Below are 14,995 nucleotides of genomic sequence, written 5' to 3'. Positions count from 1 at the left end.
CCTGCTGCGCGCCTTTGCCCAGGGCGGCTATGCCGACCTGCACACGGTGCATCAATGGACCTTGGATTGCGTTGCCGGGACCTTGCAGGCGGCGCGGTATCAGGATTTGTGCGCCCGTCTGGGTGAGACGCTCGACTTCATGGAAGCCTGCGGCCTGACCTCGGACTCGGCCCCGCAAATCCGCGAGACCGACTTCTTCACCTCGCACGAAGCGCTGCTGCTGCCCTATGAAGAGGCGCTGACCCGGGTCGATTCGACTTCGGGCGAATGGTACGATTGTTCGGCTCACATGCTGTGGATCGGCGAACGCACCCGCCAGCTTGACGCCGCCCATGTCGAGTTCCTGCGCGGCGTGCGCAACCCGATCGGCTTCAAGATCGGCCCCAGCATCGCTCCCGACGATCTGCTCGCCCTGATCGAGCAGCTCGACCCCGCCAACGAACCGGGCCGTCTGACCCTGATCGTCCGGATGGGCGCGGCCCAGGTCGAAGCCAAGCTGCCCGCCCTGATCCGTGCCGTCCAGCGCGAGGGCCGCAAGGTGGTGTGGTCGTGCGATCCGATGCACGCCAACACGGTCAAGGCGGCGACCGGCTTCAAAACCCGGCTGTTCGATTCGATCCTGGCCGAGGTCCGCGCCTTCTTCGCCGTCCACAAGTCGGAAGGCTCGCACGCGGGCGGCGTCCATTTCGAAATGACCGGCCAGGACGTCACCGAATGCGTCGGCGGTATGACCGCGATCACCGAGGCGCGGTTGGGCGACCGCTATCACACCCACTGCGACCCCCGCCTCAACGCCACCCAGGCGCTGGAGCTGGCTTTCCTGATCGCCGAACAGCTTAAGGACGACCGGGCCACCGCCCGCGTTCTCGCCCACGCCCGGGCGCGCTGATCCCAATCGGAACGAAAAAGGCGGTGAAGCCTTCGCGCTTCACCGCCTTTTTTGTGTCCGATCGTCGCGCCGAATGGGGCCGCTTGCGTTACCGGGCGAGATTGTAGCGCAGGATGCAGTACAGGGCGCGGATGCCATCGCGCCAGCCGATCTTCTTGCCTTCCTCGTAGGTGCGGCCGGAATAGCTGATCCCGACTTCATAGATGCGGGGACGAGGCGCAAGGCGGGCGATCTTGGCGGTAATCTCGGGTTCGATCCCAAAGCGGTTTTCGACCAGCGAAATCCGCTGGATCACCTCACGACGGAAGGCCTTGTAACAGGTCTCCATGTCGGTGAGGTTGAGGTCGGTGAACATGTTCGAGGCCAGGGTCAGCACCCGGTTGGCAATCGAATGCCAGAAATACAGCACCCGGCTTTCGTCGCCGCCCTTGAAACGCGAACCGAACACGACATCGGCGCGACCGTCGAGAAACGGCTTCAACAGTTTGGGATAATCGCACGGGCTGTATTCCAGATCGGCATCCTGAACCAGCACGATATCGCCCCGCGCCCGGGCAAAGCCGGTCCGCAGAGCCGCGCCCTTGCCCTGATTGACCCCATGCTCAACCGCGACAATCTCGGAATAGCGGGCGGCCAGATCGCGAATCACCGCGACCGAACGGTCCTTGGACCCGTCATCGACGATGATGATTTCCAGCGTCAGACCACATCGGTCGGCCGTCATCACCCGTTCCACGATGGATTCCAGGGTTTTCTCCTCGTTATAACAAGGAATAACCACGGAAAGACGGGTCTCGCTCATCGATAAAATTCCTAAGTGAAATATAGCGGAACTCTAGAGTCCGATGCTGGTTATTCGGAAAACCCGACCCTTTGTCAACCGAGACCGGCAGACAAGCCCACGATATCCTCGTCTCGATAGCCCTGCGCATAAAGCAGGGCGGTCAAATCGCCATGATCGATCCGGGCGCGGGCCTCGGCGGCAACCACCGGCTTGGCGTGGAACGCGATCCCCAGCCCGGCCTCGCGCAGCATGTCGAGATCGTTGGCCCCGTCGCCGACCGCAACGGCAAGGTCGGTTGAAATCCCCAGTTCGGCGGCGGTGGCGATCAGGGTGGCCAGCTTGGTCTCGCGCCCGATGATCGGGGTGCCGACCTCCCCGGTCAGGCGCTGATCGGCAACGATCAGTTCGTTGGCGATGTCGCGATCAAAGCCGCACGCCTCGCGCACCCGCCCGGTAAAGAAACGAAAGCCGCCCGACACCAGCACCGCGAACGCCCCATGCGCCTTCATCGTCGCGACCAGGGCATGGGCGCCGGGGGTGAACTCGATCCGCTCCCAGGTCGCATCCAGGCATTTTTCCGGCAAACCGGCCAACAGACCGACCCGTTCGCGCAAGGCCGCCTCGAACCCGATTTCGCCATTCATCGCCCGCGCGGTGATCCCGGCGATCCGGTCCTTCAGCCCGGCGAAATCGGCCAGTTCGTCCAGGGTCTCGCCGGTCACCATCGTCGAATCCATGTCGGCGACCAGCAGACGCTTGCGCCGCCCCACGATCGGCTGGGCAACGACGTCAACGCCCCACCCTTCGAGAATGCGCAGCGAGATCGCATCGGCATCGCCAGCCGACAGGCCGGAGAAGCACAGGTCGCAGGCCCGGTCGGGCGAGAGCCAATCGGGCTGCCCGACCTCCGCACCCAAAGCCCGCAAGGCCCCCCGCACCTCGGACACCAACGAGCCGTCAAGACCGGCCAAGCCGTGTCCGGCAATCAGGGTCAGCACGTTATCCATCGGGGGGAGTCCTGCGGGTGGGGAGAAAGGCCACCCTTTACTGCGCGGCGAGCCGCCTTGGCAAGCCTGAAGCCGGTTTCCCAGCGTGACAATCCATCCCGGCCGCGAGAAACTGGCCAAAAGGACGAGAAAGATGCCGATCACGGTCCGGCGTGCCCTGCTGATTTCCCTGACTCTCGCTCTGATTCCAGCGGCGGGAATGGCCGAGAGCGGCAAGCGCGCCCCCTGCCCCCGCTGCCCGGCGCTGGCAACGGTCCCGGCCGCCCCGCCGCTGATCCCCCACCCGTTCAGCCTGACCCGAACCGAAATCACCTTCGATCAGTGGCAGGCCTGCGTCGCCGACCTGGCCTGCCGGGGCGGCCAGGACGATCACGGTTGGGGACGAGGGGCTCGCCCGGTCATCAATGTCACCTGGGACGATGCCTCCGCCTATGCGGGCTGGCTGGGGGAAAAGCTGGGCCGGGCCTGCCGCCTGCCTACCGAAGTTGAGTGGGAATACGCCGCCCGCGCCGGAACCAGGACCGGCTTCTGGTGGGGAGATACCCCCGGCCGGGGCCGGGCCAATTGCCGGGACTGCCTGGGGGACAAGCCGCCTTATGGAACCCGGCCGGTCGCCAGCTTTGCCGCCAACCCATGGGGGCTGTTCGACATGAACGGCAATGTGTGGGAATGGACCGCAACCTGTGCCGACCCTGCGTCAGGGCAAGGGGCCCCATCCCAGTGCCGTGACCGGACGATCAAAGGTGGGTCGTGGTATTATTATTCGAAAATGTCCCGCGCCGAGTCCCGGGCCAGCAACGATTCTCGCCAGTGGAGCTATAATATCGGCATCAGGATTCTGTGCGAACGCCCGTAAGCGGGAGCCGGAACCGGCCCCCGCCCGCACGGGATGTTACTCTCACACCGCTTCGTGGCTGACGCCGAACGGGCGGTTCAGCCGGACCACCGCCAGATTGAGATAGGCCGCGAAGGCGACCCAGGCCAGATAGGGGGCCAGGAACCACGCCGCATCGGTCGAGAACGGAGCGATACCGACGATCAGAGCCAGCACCGACAGCCACAGGAACACGACTTCGATCAGCGCCCAATCGGGACGGCGCCAGCGGAAGAACAGCGGATTCCACAGGATGTGAAAGACCCCGTTGACGGCAAACAGCACGATCACCAGCATCCGGGCGCCATCGTCGGGGGCCGCTTCCCATGCCAGCACGCCAGCCCACGCCGCCATGCCCAGGATCACCGCCCAGGCGGGACCGAACGCCCAATCCGGCGGCTGCCAGCTCGGCTTACGCAAGGCCTGATACCACGGTCCGATCACGGTCAGGGCTCCGCCGATGCCGGCGATGGCGACGGCACACAGCAAGGCTACGATAATGGTAAGGGTCATCTTGAGAACACTCCGGCTAGCTTCTCGTGAAGATGGTGTGGCATGGCCCAAGACACAAGTCAATTGCACCCCTTCGGGAATGGGCCAAAACCCCAGACTTTCCGCGGCTCTTCGGAGTGGTATTATAATACCGCAAATCTAAGTCATTGATTTATAACGAAAAGAAATGGATTGACTCATTTCGCTCCTGTGGCATACTCCGCGCCCTCGACGCCGTGTTTGCCACGGTGACGTCAACTGGTTTTGCCGTGGGTGCCATGAAGACCTATAACGCCAAACCGTCCGAAGTAGAAAAGAAGTGGGTTGTGATCGACGCGGACGGCGTCGTGCTCGGCCGTTTGGCTAGCATCATTTCGATGCGGCTGCGCGGTAAGCATCTTCCGACCTACACCCCGAACGTTGACATGGGCGACAACGTCGTCGTCGTCAATGCCGAGAAGGTCCGTCTGACCGGCAACAAGCTGGCCAACAAGCGGTTCTATTGGCATACCGGCCATCCGGGCGGGATCAAGGACCGTACCATCGGTCAGCTTCTCGGCGGACGTTACCCCGAGCGGGTCATCGTCAAGGCCGTCGAGCGCATGATCACGCGTGGTCCGCTCGGCCGTCAGCAGATGAAGAACCTGCGCGTCTATGCCGGCGACACCCATCCGCACGAGGCCCAGCAGCCTGAAGTGCTGGATGTCGGCGCGATGAATCCGAAGAACAAGAGGTAATCCCATGGCCGATCTCTCCAGCTTGGCCGATCTTCAGGCCACGATCCCGGCCGCTCCCGTGCATGAGCGCAAGGTCGATTCCTTCGGCCGCGCTTACGCCACTGGCAAGCGCAAGAACGCGATTGCCCGTGTGTGGTTGAAGCCCGGATCGGGCAAGATCACCGTCAACGGACGCGAGCTTCCGGTGTATTTCGCCCGCCCGGTCCTGCGCATGATCATCAACCAGCCGTTCCAGACCGCTCAGGTCGAAGGCCAGTTCGATGTGGTCTGCACCGTCACCGGTGGCGGCCTGTCGGGTCAGGCCGGTGCGGTTCGTCACGGCATCAGCCGTGCGCTGACCTTCTTCGACCCGGCGCTGCGCCCGGCGTTGAAGGCTGGCGGCTTCCTTACCCGCGATCCCCGCGTCGTCGAGCGTAAGAAGTACGGCAAGCACAAGGCCCGCCGGTCGACCCAGTTCAGCAAGCGCTGATCTCGGTTCGCCCAAAAGGCACAAGGATCAAGGGTCTGGAGCAATCCAGGCCCTTTTTTCTTGTCCGCGCCCCACCCGGGACGAGGATCGCCAAACGAAACGGCCCCTCCTCCCACAAAGGGGAAGAGGGGCCGAACCGTGGATTGATCGGAAAAAAGGGAGCGTGCTACCGGGCGAGAGCCAGCAGCGAATCGAGATCGAGATTGGCCTCGCAATGATCGGCCAGCGCATCCAGCGCCGCTTCGATCCGGGCTTCGAAATCGAGTCCGGCGGCCTCGGCCCCGACCCGCCCCAGCCAATGGCCCCGGAACGCATCCGAGCCGAACAGGCCATGGACATACGAGCCCATCACCCGCCCGTCGGCCGACACCGCGCCTTCGGGGCGGGGGCCGTCGCCATGATCAAGACGAAGCCACGGCCGCTCCAGCCCGGCCCCGCTGGTGACGCCCATATGCATTTCATAGCCGGTGACGCGACAGCCGCTGACCGCATCGGTGGCGTCGAGATCGACCAGACGCTTCGACCCGCCGATCACCGTCTCAATGTCGAGCAGACCAAGACCGGGAGTCTCGCCCGGCGCGCCTTCAATCCCGTCGGGATCGCGCACCATCGTTCCCAGCATCTGGAACCCGGCGCACAGGCCGACGACGCGGCCGCCATGACGGACATGGGCCAGGATGTCGATATCCCAGCCATTGCGACGCAACACGGCGAGATCGGTCCGGGTCGCCTTTGACCCCGGCAGCACCACCACGTCGGTATCGGCGGGAATCGGATGGCCGGGATGGACCCACACCACGGTGACGCCGGGTTCGGCCGCCAGCGGGTCGAGATCGTCGAAATTGGCGATCCGCGACAGATGCGGCACCGCGATCTTCAGCCCCTTGCCCCCGGCCTCGGCCGGACGCTCCAGCGCCAGGGAATCCTCGGCGGGCAGACGGTCGGCCTTGTCGAACCAGCGCAGCATACCCAGCATCGGCCAGCCGGTGCGCTCGGTCATGATCTTGCAGGCCGGTTCGAACAGCGAGAAATCGCCGCGGAACTTGTTGATGAGATAGCCGACGACGCGGGCGCGGTCGCCCTCACTCAACAATTCATAGGAGCCGACGATCGCCGCCATCAGCCCGCCCCGGTCGATGTCGCTGAGGAACACCACCGGCAGATCGGCAGCTTCGGCAAAGCGCATGTTGGTGATGTCGGACTCGCGCAGATAGATTTCGGCGCCGCTACCCGCCCCTTCGACCAGGACCAGATCGGCCTCGGCGGCCAAGCGGTTGAAGCTGTCGAGCACCGCAGGAATCAGTTGGTGGCGCATCTTGTGATAGAACCGGGCCGGACAATTGCCCAGCACCCGGCCGCGCAGCACCACCTGGGACCCGATATCGGTCTGCGGCTTTAACAGTACCGGGTTCATGTGGATCGAGGGCGCCGCCTTGCAGGCGCGGGCCTGCACCGCCTGAGCCCGGCCGATTTCCCCCTTGGGCGCGGTTCCATCGGGACCGGGCGGGAAATCGCTGTCGCTGGCGACGGCGGCATTGTTGCTCATGTTCTGCGCCTTGAACGGGCGCACCACCAACCCCCGGCGGGTAAAGGCCCGGCACAGGCCGGCCACCACCATGCTTTTGCCGACGTCGGATGCGGTTCCCTGGATCATCAGGGCGCGGGCGCGACGCGGAAGGTCGGGCGGCGCGGGGGTGTATTCGACGGGGGCAAGAATCGGTTCGGGGGACTCGGTCACGGTCGGGTTCTCCGCTGGCGGTCTCGTAAATATGGGAACGAAGGGCGGAAAAGCGAAACCCCGCCGCCCTCCGGAATATCCGGAGTTCGGCGGGGTCTCTTTTCCTCTACACCACCCAGTTAGATCTTGGCGACCTGGGTCGTGCCTTCCATCTGCTGCTTGCCGCCGCCACAGGCCATCATCGCCGCAGCTTCGGGCGAGTCGACATCGACGTGACCAACCGGACGGTTGAACTCGTCATGCTCGTCCAACTGCTGGGTGCTGCCGCCGCAGGCCCGGGCCGCCAGAGCGGCGTCGAACAGATCCTGCTTGGCCTTCGGCATGCTCTTCCACTCGGCCGAGGCTTCCATCGCGTCGGCACCGCGCTTGCGGCTTTCGTCGAAGTGGAAATCAACATTCTTCTTCGACTGCGGACCCCAGTACCCGGCCTTGCCGAGATCGTAGAACTTACGCTCGAACGCGCTCTTCAAGAACGCCTTGAGGCAGCCCCACAGATAGCGGCGACGGACCGGATCGCCCTTGGCGAACGGATAGCCGATGAACGCCTTGTACATGTAGAAGCGGCGATAGTTGGCCATCACGCGGTCAAGCAGCTCGGCGCGTTCCATCGCGGCGGGCTTCATGATCGGGGTGACGAAGTTGTACTTCTCGAAGTCGAACACTTCGACCTTGTCGCCCATCTCGCGGAAGAGATCGGAGAACGGCCACGGCGTGAACATCGACCAGTTGGCCATGTCCGGCTGCCAGTCCATCGCCATGCGATAGGTCTCTTCCAGCGTCTCGGGGGTCTCGTTGTCGAGACCGACGATGAACTGGGCCTCGGCGACGATGCCGTTCTTACGCAGAAGCTCGATCGCCCGCTTGTTCTCGGCGACGGTGGTTTCCTTGTTGAACAGATCGAGGTTGAGCTGAGCCGCCGCCTCGGTGCCGAGCGAGATATGGACCAGACCGGCCTTGCGATAGAACGGCAGCAGGTCTTCGTCACGCAGGATGTCGGTCACGCGGGTGTTGATACCCCACAGCACCGGCAGCTTGCGGTCGATCATCTCCTGGCAGAATTCGATGAACTTCTTCTTGTTGATGGTCGGCTCTTCGTCGGCAAGGATGAAGAAGCCCACCTTGTGGTCGCGATACAGCGTTTCGATTTCATCGACCACCTTCTTGGGGTCGCGAACGCGGTAGTCACGCCAGAACTTCCACTGCGAGCAGAACGAGCAGGTGAACGGGCAGCCGCGCGCCATGTTCGGGCTGGCAACGCGGGTGCCGAGCGGGATGTAATTGTACTTGTCCCAGTCGAGGATGCTCCAATCGGCGACGATCGAATCGACATCCTTGATCGGCGGTTCGGCCGGGGTGGCGATGACCTTGGTGCCGTCGATATAGGCGATACCCTTGATCTGGCCGCGCGAATCCGGCCATTGCCCCTGATCGATCGCCCGCACCAGATTGAGGAACACCGCCTCGCCTTCGCCGCGAATAATCGCTTCGATCCAGGGCGCTTCCATCAGAATCTGCTGGTACATGAACGTGCTGTGGATGCCGCCCAGCACGGTGACGACCTTCGGATTGATTTCCTTGGCGATCTCCAGGACGCGCTCGGCCTTGTAGATCGAAGGCGTGATCGCGGTGCAGCCGACGACGTCGGGCTTCAGGGCGGTCAACTGGGCACGGAGCTGCTTCTCGCTCAGATCGTCGGTCATCGCGTCGATGAAGCGAATGTCGCTGTACCCGTTGGCCTTCAGATAGCCAGCCAGGTAGGCGACCCAAGCCGGCGACCACTTGCCGGCAATTTCGGCTCCACCAGAATGGTAGTTGGGATGGACCAGTACGATCCGCATTGACAACCTCCGTGGGACAGTGCCTTCGCCCCCCTCGGCGAGGGCTGCTTACAAGGCGGGAAACAATCCCACCTTGGGTGGTGCGTACTGTGTCCGGACGTCTTCTGTCAATATCAAACTACCCCAAACGCTGGGCGGAGCCACTCGCGGCAAACCCGCAGAAAATGAGGGGAAACCGCGCAATTTGAACTGGACTTTTCCGACTTCCTCGTTCCAGAGTTCGCCGACCATGAGCGATCTGATCTTTCTCACCGGCCCGGTCCGTAGCGGCAAGAGCGCCCGCGCCGTCGATATCGCCCAAAGCTGGGGCGGAAGCGTCGCCTTTATCGCCTGTTACGCCAGCGATCCCGACGATGCCGAGATGGCCGCCCGCGTCGCCCGTCACCGCGCCGAACGCCCGGCCGAGTGGCTGACCCTGGAAGCCCCCACCGACGTTCCGGCGGCTTTGGCGGCGCTGCCGTCGCCGCCCGCCGGTGTTCTGCTCGACAGCGTGGTGACCTGGGCCGCCGCCCGCTTTGACCAGGATGATGCAGCGATCCTGGCCGAGTGGGACCGCCTGATCGAGGCCGCCCGCGCCGCGCCGTGGCCGACCCTGATCGTCGCCGACGAGATCGGCTGGAGCCCGGTGCCGATGGATGCCGACCTGCGCCGCTTTCGCGATCTGTGCGGCTGGCTGGGCCAACGCACCGGAGCGGCGGCGACCGAGGCCTGGCTGATGGTGGCGGGTCTGCCGCTCCGGCTGAAATGAGCGCGCTTCGCAACGAAGGGCGCGCCCTGCTTGCCGCCCTGCTCTATTTCACCCGTCTCCCCCTGCCGATCCACACCCCGCTCGATGCCGACGATTGGCGGCGCGCCACCGGATGGTGGCCGTTGATCGGGGCGGGATTGGGCGCGATCAGTGGCGGCGTGCTGATCCTGGCCGGATCGGCGCTGTCCCCCGCGATTGCCGCCGGTCTGGCCCTGGGGCTGGGCCTGCTGCTGACCGGAGCCCAGCACGAGGACGGGTTTGCCGATTCCTGCGACGGGTTCGGCGGCGGCGGTCCCGACCGGGCGCGGGTCCTCGAAATCATGAAGGATTCCCGCGTCGGCGCCTTTGCCGTGGTCGGGCTGATCGTCCTGCTCGGCCTTAAATGGCTGGCCCTGACCGATCTGCCCCCCGGCTGGCTGCTGACCGCGCCGATTGCCGCCGCCGCTTTGTCACGCGCCGCCGCCGCTGCACTGATGGCGGTGTTGCCCTATGCCCGGACCGAACCGAGCCGCGCCGCCCCGGTCACCAGCCGCCTGCGCGGCGGACGGCTGGCTCTGCCACTGTTGCTGGGCGGCCTTCCCCTGCTGGCCCTGCCCGCCTCCCACGCTTTCGCCTGCCTTGCCGTCGCCGCCTTGGTGTGGGGAATCGCGGCGGCGTGGCTGTCGCGCCGTTTGGGCGGCTATACCGGCGACTGCCTGGGAGCGACCCAGCAACTGGCCGAAATCGCCGTGCTGCTGACTCTGCTGGGGCTGCGGTGATTCTGGTCCGTCACACCACCCCCGCCGGGGCCTCCGGGCTGTGCTATGGACGGCTCGACCTCCCCCTGGCCGACAGTTTCGAGACCGAGGCTGCCGCCGTCCGCGCCGCCCTGCCGCCCGGACCATGGCGGCTGATCTCCAGCCCGGCGACCCGCTGCCGCCTGCTGGCGGAGCGACTGGGCCTGCCGGTCACACTGGACCCTCGGCTGGCCGAGATGGATTTCGGCGCGTGGGAAGGGCTGCGCTGGGACGACATCCCGCGCGACGTGCTTGACCCCTGGTGCGCCGATTTCGTCACCGCCCGCCCGCCCGGCGGCGAGACCTTTACCGAACTGGCCGCCCGCGCCCATGCCTTTACCGCCGAGATCGCCGCCCGGCCCGACGCGGCCCAAACGGTGGTGGTGACCCATTCCGGGGTGATCCGCGCCCTGCTGACGGCGGCGCGGGGAATGAGCCTGACCGAGGCCTTCAGCCTCGACGTTCCGTTTGGCAGCGTCCAGGTCGTATAAGCCCCTCGCCGGGCGCCGCCTCCGGCGGCTTGGCTTCGCGCCACGAGGCGCGGGCGCTCAGTGCGCCAGTCGCTTGCGCTCCGGTTCCAAACCCCTTAGTCGCCGGGCGCTTGCTCCGTAGCGCGCCACCCCTTGCGAAAGTGAAGACCCGTCCCCACCCTGATGGGGGCGACATGGCGTTGTTTCGCTGAACGGTCCCTGCTATACCAAGCCTCGATTGATCGACGGAGAGGTTGACCGATCCCTTCCCCGTCGCCACGCGCCAAGGGCGCACCCACACCCGGATATCTTTCATGGCCAGACGCAGACAGATTTACGAGGGCAAGGCCAAGGTCCTGTTCGAAGGACCCGAGCCCGGAACCCTGGTTCAGTACTTCAAGGACGATGCCACCGCCTTCAATAACCAGAAGCGGGGAACCATCACCGGCAAGGGTGTTCTGAACAACCGCATTTCCGAATATCTGATGCTGCGTTTGGGCGAGATCGGGATTCCCACCCACTTCGTCCGCCGCCTCAACATGCGCGAGCAGCTGGTCCGCGAAGTCGAGATCATTCCGCTCGAAGTGGTGATCCGTAACGTCGCCGCCGGTTCGCTGGCGACCCGCTTCGGTCTGACCGAGGGGACGCCGCTGCCGCGCTCGATCGTCGAGTATTATTTCAAGTCGGACGCGCTCGGCGACCCGATGGTGTCCGAAGAGCACATCACCGCCTTCGGCTGGGCCAACACCCAGGATCTCGACGAGATCATGTCCCTGGCGCTGCGGATCAACGATTTCCTGTCCGGTCTGTTGCTGGGCGTCGGCATCCGTCTGGTCGATTTCAAGATCGAGTTCGGCCGCCTCTATAACGGCGACGATATGCAGATCGTGCTGGCCGACGAAATCAGCCCGGATTCCTGTCGTCTGTGGGACATCCACACCGGCGACAAGATGGACAAGGATCGCTTCCGCCGCGATCTCGGCGGGGTCGAGGAAGCCTATCAGGAAGTCGCCCGTCGTCTGGGCATCCTGCCCGAAGGCGGCCCCCGCGACCTCAAAGGTCCCCAGACCATGCAGTGACCGGAGCCGAGCGGGGCGCGCACGAACGCGGTGCGCCCTGCCCTCCTTCTCTCCCTGTTTCTTGCAAGCGGATGACCCCGACGTGAAAGCCAAAGTCCTCGTAACCCTCAAGACCGGCGTCCTCGACCCCCAGGGTAAGGCCGTGCAGCATGCCTTGTCCTCGCTCGGCTTTACCGGCGTTGACGACGTCCGTCAGGGCAAGCTGATCGAACTCGACATCGCCGAAACCGACCCGGTCAAGGCCCGCGAATCGGTCGAGAACATGTGCCGCGCCCTGCTCGCCAACACGGTGATCGAGAATTATTCAATCGATCTGGCGGACTAAACAGAACATGGCGCAGAAAGCGCTTTCTCTGCTGTGCCTGCTGCTGCTCCCGTCCGTCGTTCTGGCGGGGGAGCAGCGCTCTGCGCCGCCATCCGACGTTGAAAAGATCGTCGGTGACGTCGTCGACTCTGTCGGCGATTTCCTGAATGTCCTGGCCGGACCGCCGCTGTCCAGCCCCGACCCCATGCTCGATTTGCCGAGGCCGCCCGAGCCGACACCCCCGGCCCCGCCGCCGGTCGAAGCCGCGCCCGAACCGGCACCTGCCGCGAGTGTCCCGTCCGAGACCGCCCCGGTCGTGCTGACACCGCCGCCTGTGGCCCCCACGGCTCCGGCCCCGGTCAAGTCCCCAGTCGCCGCCCCGGCCAAGCCGTCGGCACCCCAGCCGCCGCTGCCGGTTGCCCGACCGGCTCCGCCGCCGCTGCCCATTCCGCCGCCGCCGCCGCGCGGCCCGGTTCCGCTGATCGCCCCGGCTCCGGCGGCGCAAGCGCCGGTCGTGCCCGCGCCTGTGGCTCCGGTGGTGCAAGCTCCGGTATCTCCCGAGATGCCCGCTCCGGTCGCGCCGAGCCCGGCACTCCAGCCCCCTGCGGCACAGATTCCTCCGGCTCCGGCACCCACGGCCCAGCCGCAAGCGCTGCAACCGCCGCCAGCGGCCCCGGCGACCGATCCGGTCGCACCGCCGCCCGCTCCTGTCGTCGCGCCCCGCCCCGCCCCGGCGGCCCCCGGCTGCACCACCCGTGCCGCCGCGACCGCCACGGTCGAGCAAATGAACCGGCTGTCCCGCTGCCGATAGCAGCGGGTCGGGTTCGGAAGTCCACCTTGTTTCCGATGGTTTGAGGCGTGGGGGATTGCCCCACGCCTCACCCTCCGAAACGGATCAGGACGCCATTTCACCGATATAGATGCCGAGACCGCGCGCGGTCTGGGCCAGGGTTCCGAACGGATCGACCGCGCGGGTGATGTTGGCGACATCGGTGATCGGCACATCGACCACCTGTCCATGCTGCCACGCCACCACCCGGCCCAACCGTCCGGCCGAGATCAGATCGACGGCATGGACGCCAAAGGCCGACGCGATGACGCGATCACGCATCGACGGCACCCCGCCGCGCTGGACATGGCCCAGCACGGTCACGCGGGTTTCGGCATCGACCAGATCGGTCAGCCGCGCCGCCAGATATTGGCCGATGCCGCCGTAACGGGCTTCACCACCGCTCTGAATCTTGGTGATCGACTCACCCGTTTCAGTGCGGCAGCCCTCGGCCACCACCAGCAGGGCGTGGTTGCGGCCCTCGGCCCGGACGTCGGCGATCTTGTTGGCGATCCCTTCCAGCGTATAGGGCAGTTCGGGGATCAGGATCACGTCGGCACCGCCCGCGACACCGGCATTGATCGCGATGTGACCGACATCGCGGCCCATCACTTCCAGGATCATCACCCGGTGATGGCTGGCGGCGGTGGGAGCCAGACGGTCGATCGCCTCGCCCGCGACATCAAGCGCGGTGGAAAAACCGATCGCGTAATCGGTATGGGCGACGTCATTGTCGATCGTCTTTGGAATCCCGACCATCGGGATCCCGCCCTGGCGGCAGAGTTGATTGAGGATTCGCATCGAACCGTCGCCGCCGATCACCACCAGCGCCTCGATTCCCAGTTCGCGATAGCCCTCGACAAACTCTGACGACCGGTCGCGGAAGGTTCCGTCCGGCATCGGATAATGGAACGGGTCACCCTTGTTGATCGTCCCCAGTATCGTTCCGCCCAGCCGCAGCATATCGCCGGTGACCAGGGAAAGATCGAACTCGACAAAATCCAGCGGGCGTTCCATCAGGCCCATGCTGCCATCGCGGATCCCGAAAACACGCCAGCCGTAATTCCGAATCGCACGATGCACCACCGCCCGTAACGCCGCGTTGAGACCGGCGCAATCACCTCCGCTGGTCAGGATGCCAATTCGTTTGGTCGCCATTCCGCTCGCTCCCTAAAGGCTTGACCTTACCCATACCGTTTCCAACCAAGTTCTGCTACCGTCTAGGCTGGTTTTAACGGTGTCATCCTGTCATGAACGACGACATTCTCGAAGACGTGCGGCGACGGCTTGCCGAATTAAAATCCGAACACCGCCGTTTCGACGAGCTGATTGCCCAGGCGGCGGCGGACTTGCCGTTCGATCAGTTACGGCTGCAACGGCTGAAGAAACGCAAACTGGCGTTGAAAGACGAAATTGCCGGACTGGAAAACGCCTTGATCCCGGATATCATTGCCTGACATGAGTCTGCGTCCCGTCCATCTCGGCCTGGGGACCAATCTTGGCGACCGGGCCGCCAATTTGACTGCGGCTTTGGCGGCCTTGGCCGACATCGTCACGATCGGTGACCGCTCCTCGGTGTGGGAGACGGCCCCGATGCATGTCCTCGACCAACCCGCCTTTCTCAACATGGCGGTGGCGGGAACGACCGAGATCGCGCCGCTCGACCTGCTGACCCGGATCAAGGAGATCGAGGCCCGCCTGGGACGGGTCGCCTCGGTCCGGTATGGACCGCGCCTGATCGATATCGACATTCTGGCGATGGGCGACGAAATGATCGATAGCGAAAGACTGACCCTCCCCCACCCACGGCTGAGCGAACGGCGGTTCGTTCTGGCTCCGCTGGCCGAGATCGCCCCCAGCCTGATCGTTGGCGGCCACAATGTCTCGGCGCTGCTGGCCGATCTCCCCGCCGAGGGCGACGCGGTTCGGCGCCTGGGGGCGCTGGAATCGCTTGCGCCGAA

18 protein-coding genes are annotated in these 14,995 nt (G+C 65.0%); 12 read left to right on the top strand and 6 right to left on the bottom strand.

What is annotated here, in order from left to right; all coding sequences use genetic code 11:
• Positions 1 to 889 (top strand): 3-deoxy-7-phosphoheptulonate synthase (locus tag K678_RS15160; protein ID WP_039853435.1); only part of this gene is annotated, 889 nt, incomplete at its 5' end.
• An 88-nt stretch (positions 890 to 977) separates the two neighbouring features.
• Here K678_RS15160 and K678_RS15155 read toward each other — a convergent pair.
• The gene (locus K678_RS15155; RefSeq protein ID WP_021133351.1) at positions 978 to 1,691 is read right to left on the bottom strand and encodes a glycosyltransferase family 2 protein; all 714 of its coding nucleotides are present in this window, start codon (positions 1,689 to 1,691) and stop codon (positions 978 to 980) included.
• A gap of 74 nt (positions 1,692 to 1,765) precedes the next feature.
• On the bottom strand, positions 1,766 to 2,680 hold the full coding sequence (gene serB, locus K678_RS15150) for a phosphoserine phosphatase SerB (protein WP_021133350.1): 915 nt from the start codon (positions 2,678 to 2,680) through the stop codon (positions 1,766 to 1,768).
• 133 nt (positions 2,681 to 2,813) lie between these two features.
• Here serB and K678_RS15145 point away from each other — a divergent pair, with 133 nt between their 5' ends.
• Positions 2,814 to 3,536, top strand: a complete 723-nt coding sequence (locus K678_RS15145; RefSeq protein ID WP_021133349.1) for a formylglycine-generating enzyme family protein — start codon at positions 2,814 to 2,816, stop codon at positions 3,534 to 3,536.
• A 42-nt stretch (positions 3,537 to 3,578) separates the two neighbouring features.
• Here K678_RS15145 and K678_RS15140 read toward each other — a convergent pair whose 3' ends face one another.
• Entirely contained in the window at positions 3,579 to 4,067 is a 489-nt protein-coding gene (locus K678_RS15140; protein ID WP_021133348.1) for a TspO/MBR family protein, read from the bottom strand.
• A gap of 257 nt (positions 4,068 to 4,324) precedes the next feature.
• On the opposite strand from K678_RS15140, the gene rplM reads away from it, so the two are divergent.
• Together rplM and rpsI are read left to right on the top strand one after the other, a co-directional pair.
• Positions 4,325 to 4,783, top strand: coding sequence for a 50S ribosomal protein L13 (gene rplM / locus K678_RS15135; RefSeq protein ID WP_021133347.1), 459 nt, complete (start codon positions 4,325 to 4,327; stop codon positions 4,781 to 4,783).
• Positions 4,784 to 4,787: 4 nt separating this feature from the next.
• On the top strand, positions 4,788 to 5,252 hold the full coding sequence (rpsI, locus tag K678_RS15130; protein WP_021133346.1) for a 30S ribosomal protein S9: 465 nt from the start codon (positions 4,788 to 4,790) through the stop codon (positions 5,250 to 5,252).
• A gap of 166 nt (positions 5,253 to 5,418) precedes the next feature.
• Here the strand turns inward: rpsI and K678_RS15125 are convergent, their stop codons facing one another.
• Both K678_RS15125 and bchE read right to left on the bottom strand, forming a co-directional pair.
• Positions 5,419 to 6,906: a cobyric acid synthase gene (locus K678_RS15125; protein ID WP_231376273.1), complete on the bottom strand. Its 1,488-nt coding sequence runs from the start codon at positions 6,904 to 6,906 to the stop codon at positions 5,419 to 5,421.
• 203 nt (positions 6,907 to 7,109) lie between these two features.
• A complete protein-coding gene (gene bchE / locus K678_RS15120; protein ID WP_021133344.1) occupies positions 7,110 to 8,828 on the bottom strand; it encodes a magnesium-protoporphyrin IX monomethyl ester anaerobic oxidative cyclase in 1,719 nt (572 codons plus the stop codon).
• A gap of 229 nt (positions 8,829 to 9,057) precedes the next feature.
• Here bchE and K678_RS15115 point away from each other — a divergent pair, with 229 nt between their 5' ends.
• From K678_RS15115 to K678_RS15090, 6 genes are all read left to right on the top strand, one after another.
• Positions 9,058 to 9,576, top strand: a complete 519-nt coding sequence (locus K678_RS15115) for a bifunctional adenosylcobinamide kinase/adenosylcobinamide-phosphate guanylyltransferase (RefSeq protein ID WP_021133343.1) — start codon at positions 9,058 to 9,060, stop codon at positions 9,574 to 9,576.
• On the top strand, positions 9,573 to 10,334 hold the full coding sequence (cobS, locus tag K678_RS15110; protein ID WP_021133342.1) for an adenosylcobinamide-GDP ribazoletransferase: 762 nt from the start codon (positions 9,573 to 9,575) through the stop codon (positions 10,332 to 10,334). The genes K678_RS15115 and cobS overlap by 4 nt, the downstream gene beginning before the upstream one ends.
• A complete protein-coding gene (gene cobC, locus K678_RS15105) occupies positions 10,331 to 10,843 on the top strand; it encodes an alpha-ribazole phosphatase (RefSeq protein ID WP_021133341.1) in 513 nt (170 codons plus the stop codon). Before cobS ends, cobC begins: the two co-directional genes overlap by 4 nt.
• A 293-nt stretch (positions 10,844 to 11,136) precedes the next feature.
• Positions 11,137 to 11,901, top strand: coding sequence for a phosphoribosylaminoimidazolesuccinocarboxamide synthase (gene purC, locus K678_RS15100; RefSeq protein WP_002726308.1), 765 nt, complete (start codon positions 11,137 to 11,139; stop codon positions 11,899 to 11,901).
• A gap of 82 nt (positions 11,902 to 11,983) precedes the next feature.
• Entirely contained in the window at positions 11,984 to 12,226 is a 243-nt protein-coding gene (gene purS / locus K678_RS15095; protein ID WP_021133340.1) for a phosphoribosylformylglycinamidine synthase subunit PurS, read from the top strand.
• Between the two features lie 7 nt (positions 12,227 to 12,233).
• Entirely contained in the window at positions 12,234 to 13,016 is a 783-nt protein-coding gene (locus K678_RS15090; protein ID WP_021133339.1) for a hypothetical protein, read from the top strand.
• An 84-nt stretch (positions 13,017 to 13,100) separates the two neighbouring features.
• On the opposite strand, the gene K678_RS15085 is transcribed toward K678_RS15090, so the two are convergent.
• Positions 13,101 to 14,192: an ATP-dependent 6-phosphofructokinase gene (locus tag K678_RS15085; protein WP_021133338.1), complete on the bottom strand. Its 1,092-nt coding sequence runs from the start codon at positions 14,190 to 14,192 to the stop codon at positions 13,101 to 13,103.
• A 92-nt stretch (positions 14,193 to 14,284) separates the two neighbouring features.
• Between K678_RS15085 and K678_RS15080 the strand changes: the two genes are divergently transcribed.
• Both K678_RS15080 and folK read left to right on the top strand, forming a co-directional pair.
• Positions 14,285 to 14,491 (top strand): YdcH family protein, encoded by a 207-nt coding sequence (locus K678_RS15080; protein ID WP_021133337.1) that lies wholly within the window; start codon positions 14,285 to 14,287, stop codon positions 14,489 to 14,491.
• Between the two features lies 1 nt (position 14,492).
• A partial coding sequence (folK, locus tag K678_RS15075; RefSeq protein ID WP_021133336.1) for a 2-amino-4-hydroxy-6-hydroxymethyldihydropteridine diphosphokinase occupies positions 14,493 to 14,995 on the top strand: 503 nt, incomplete at its 3' end.

This window comes from Magnetospirillum fulvum MGU-K5, assembly GCF_000442515.1.
Lineage (GTDB): Bacteria > Pseudomonadota > Alphaproteobacteria > Rhodospirillales > Magnetospirillaceae > Phaeospirillum > Phaeospirillum fulvum_B.
Note: the sequence above shows the minus strand (reverse complement) of the source record. Positions and strands in the feature narration are given on the sequence as shown.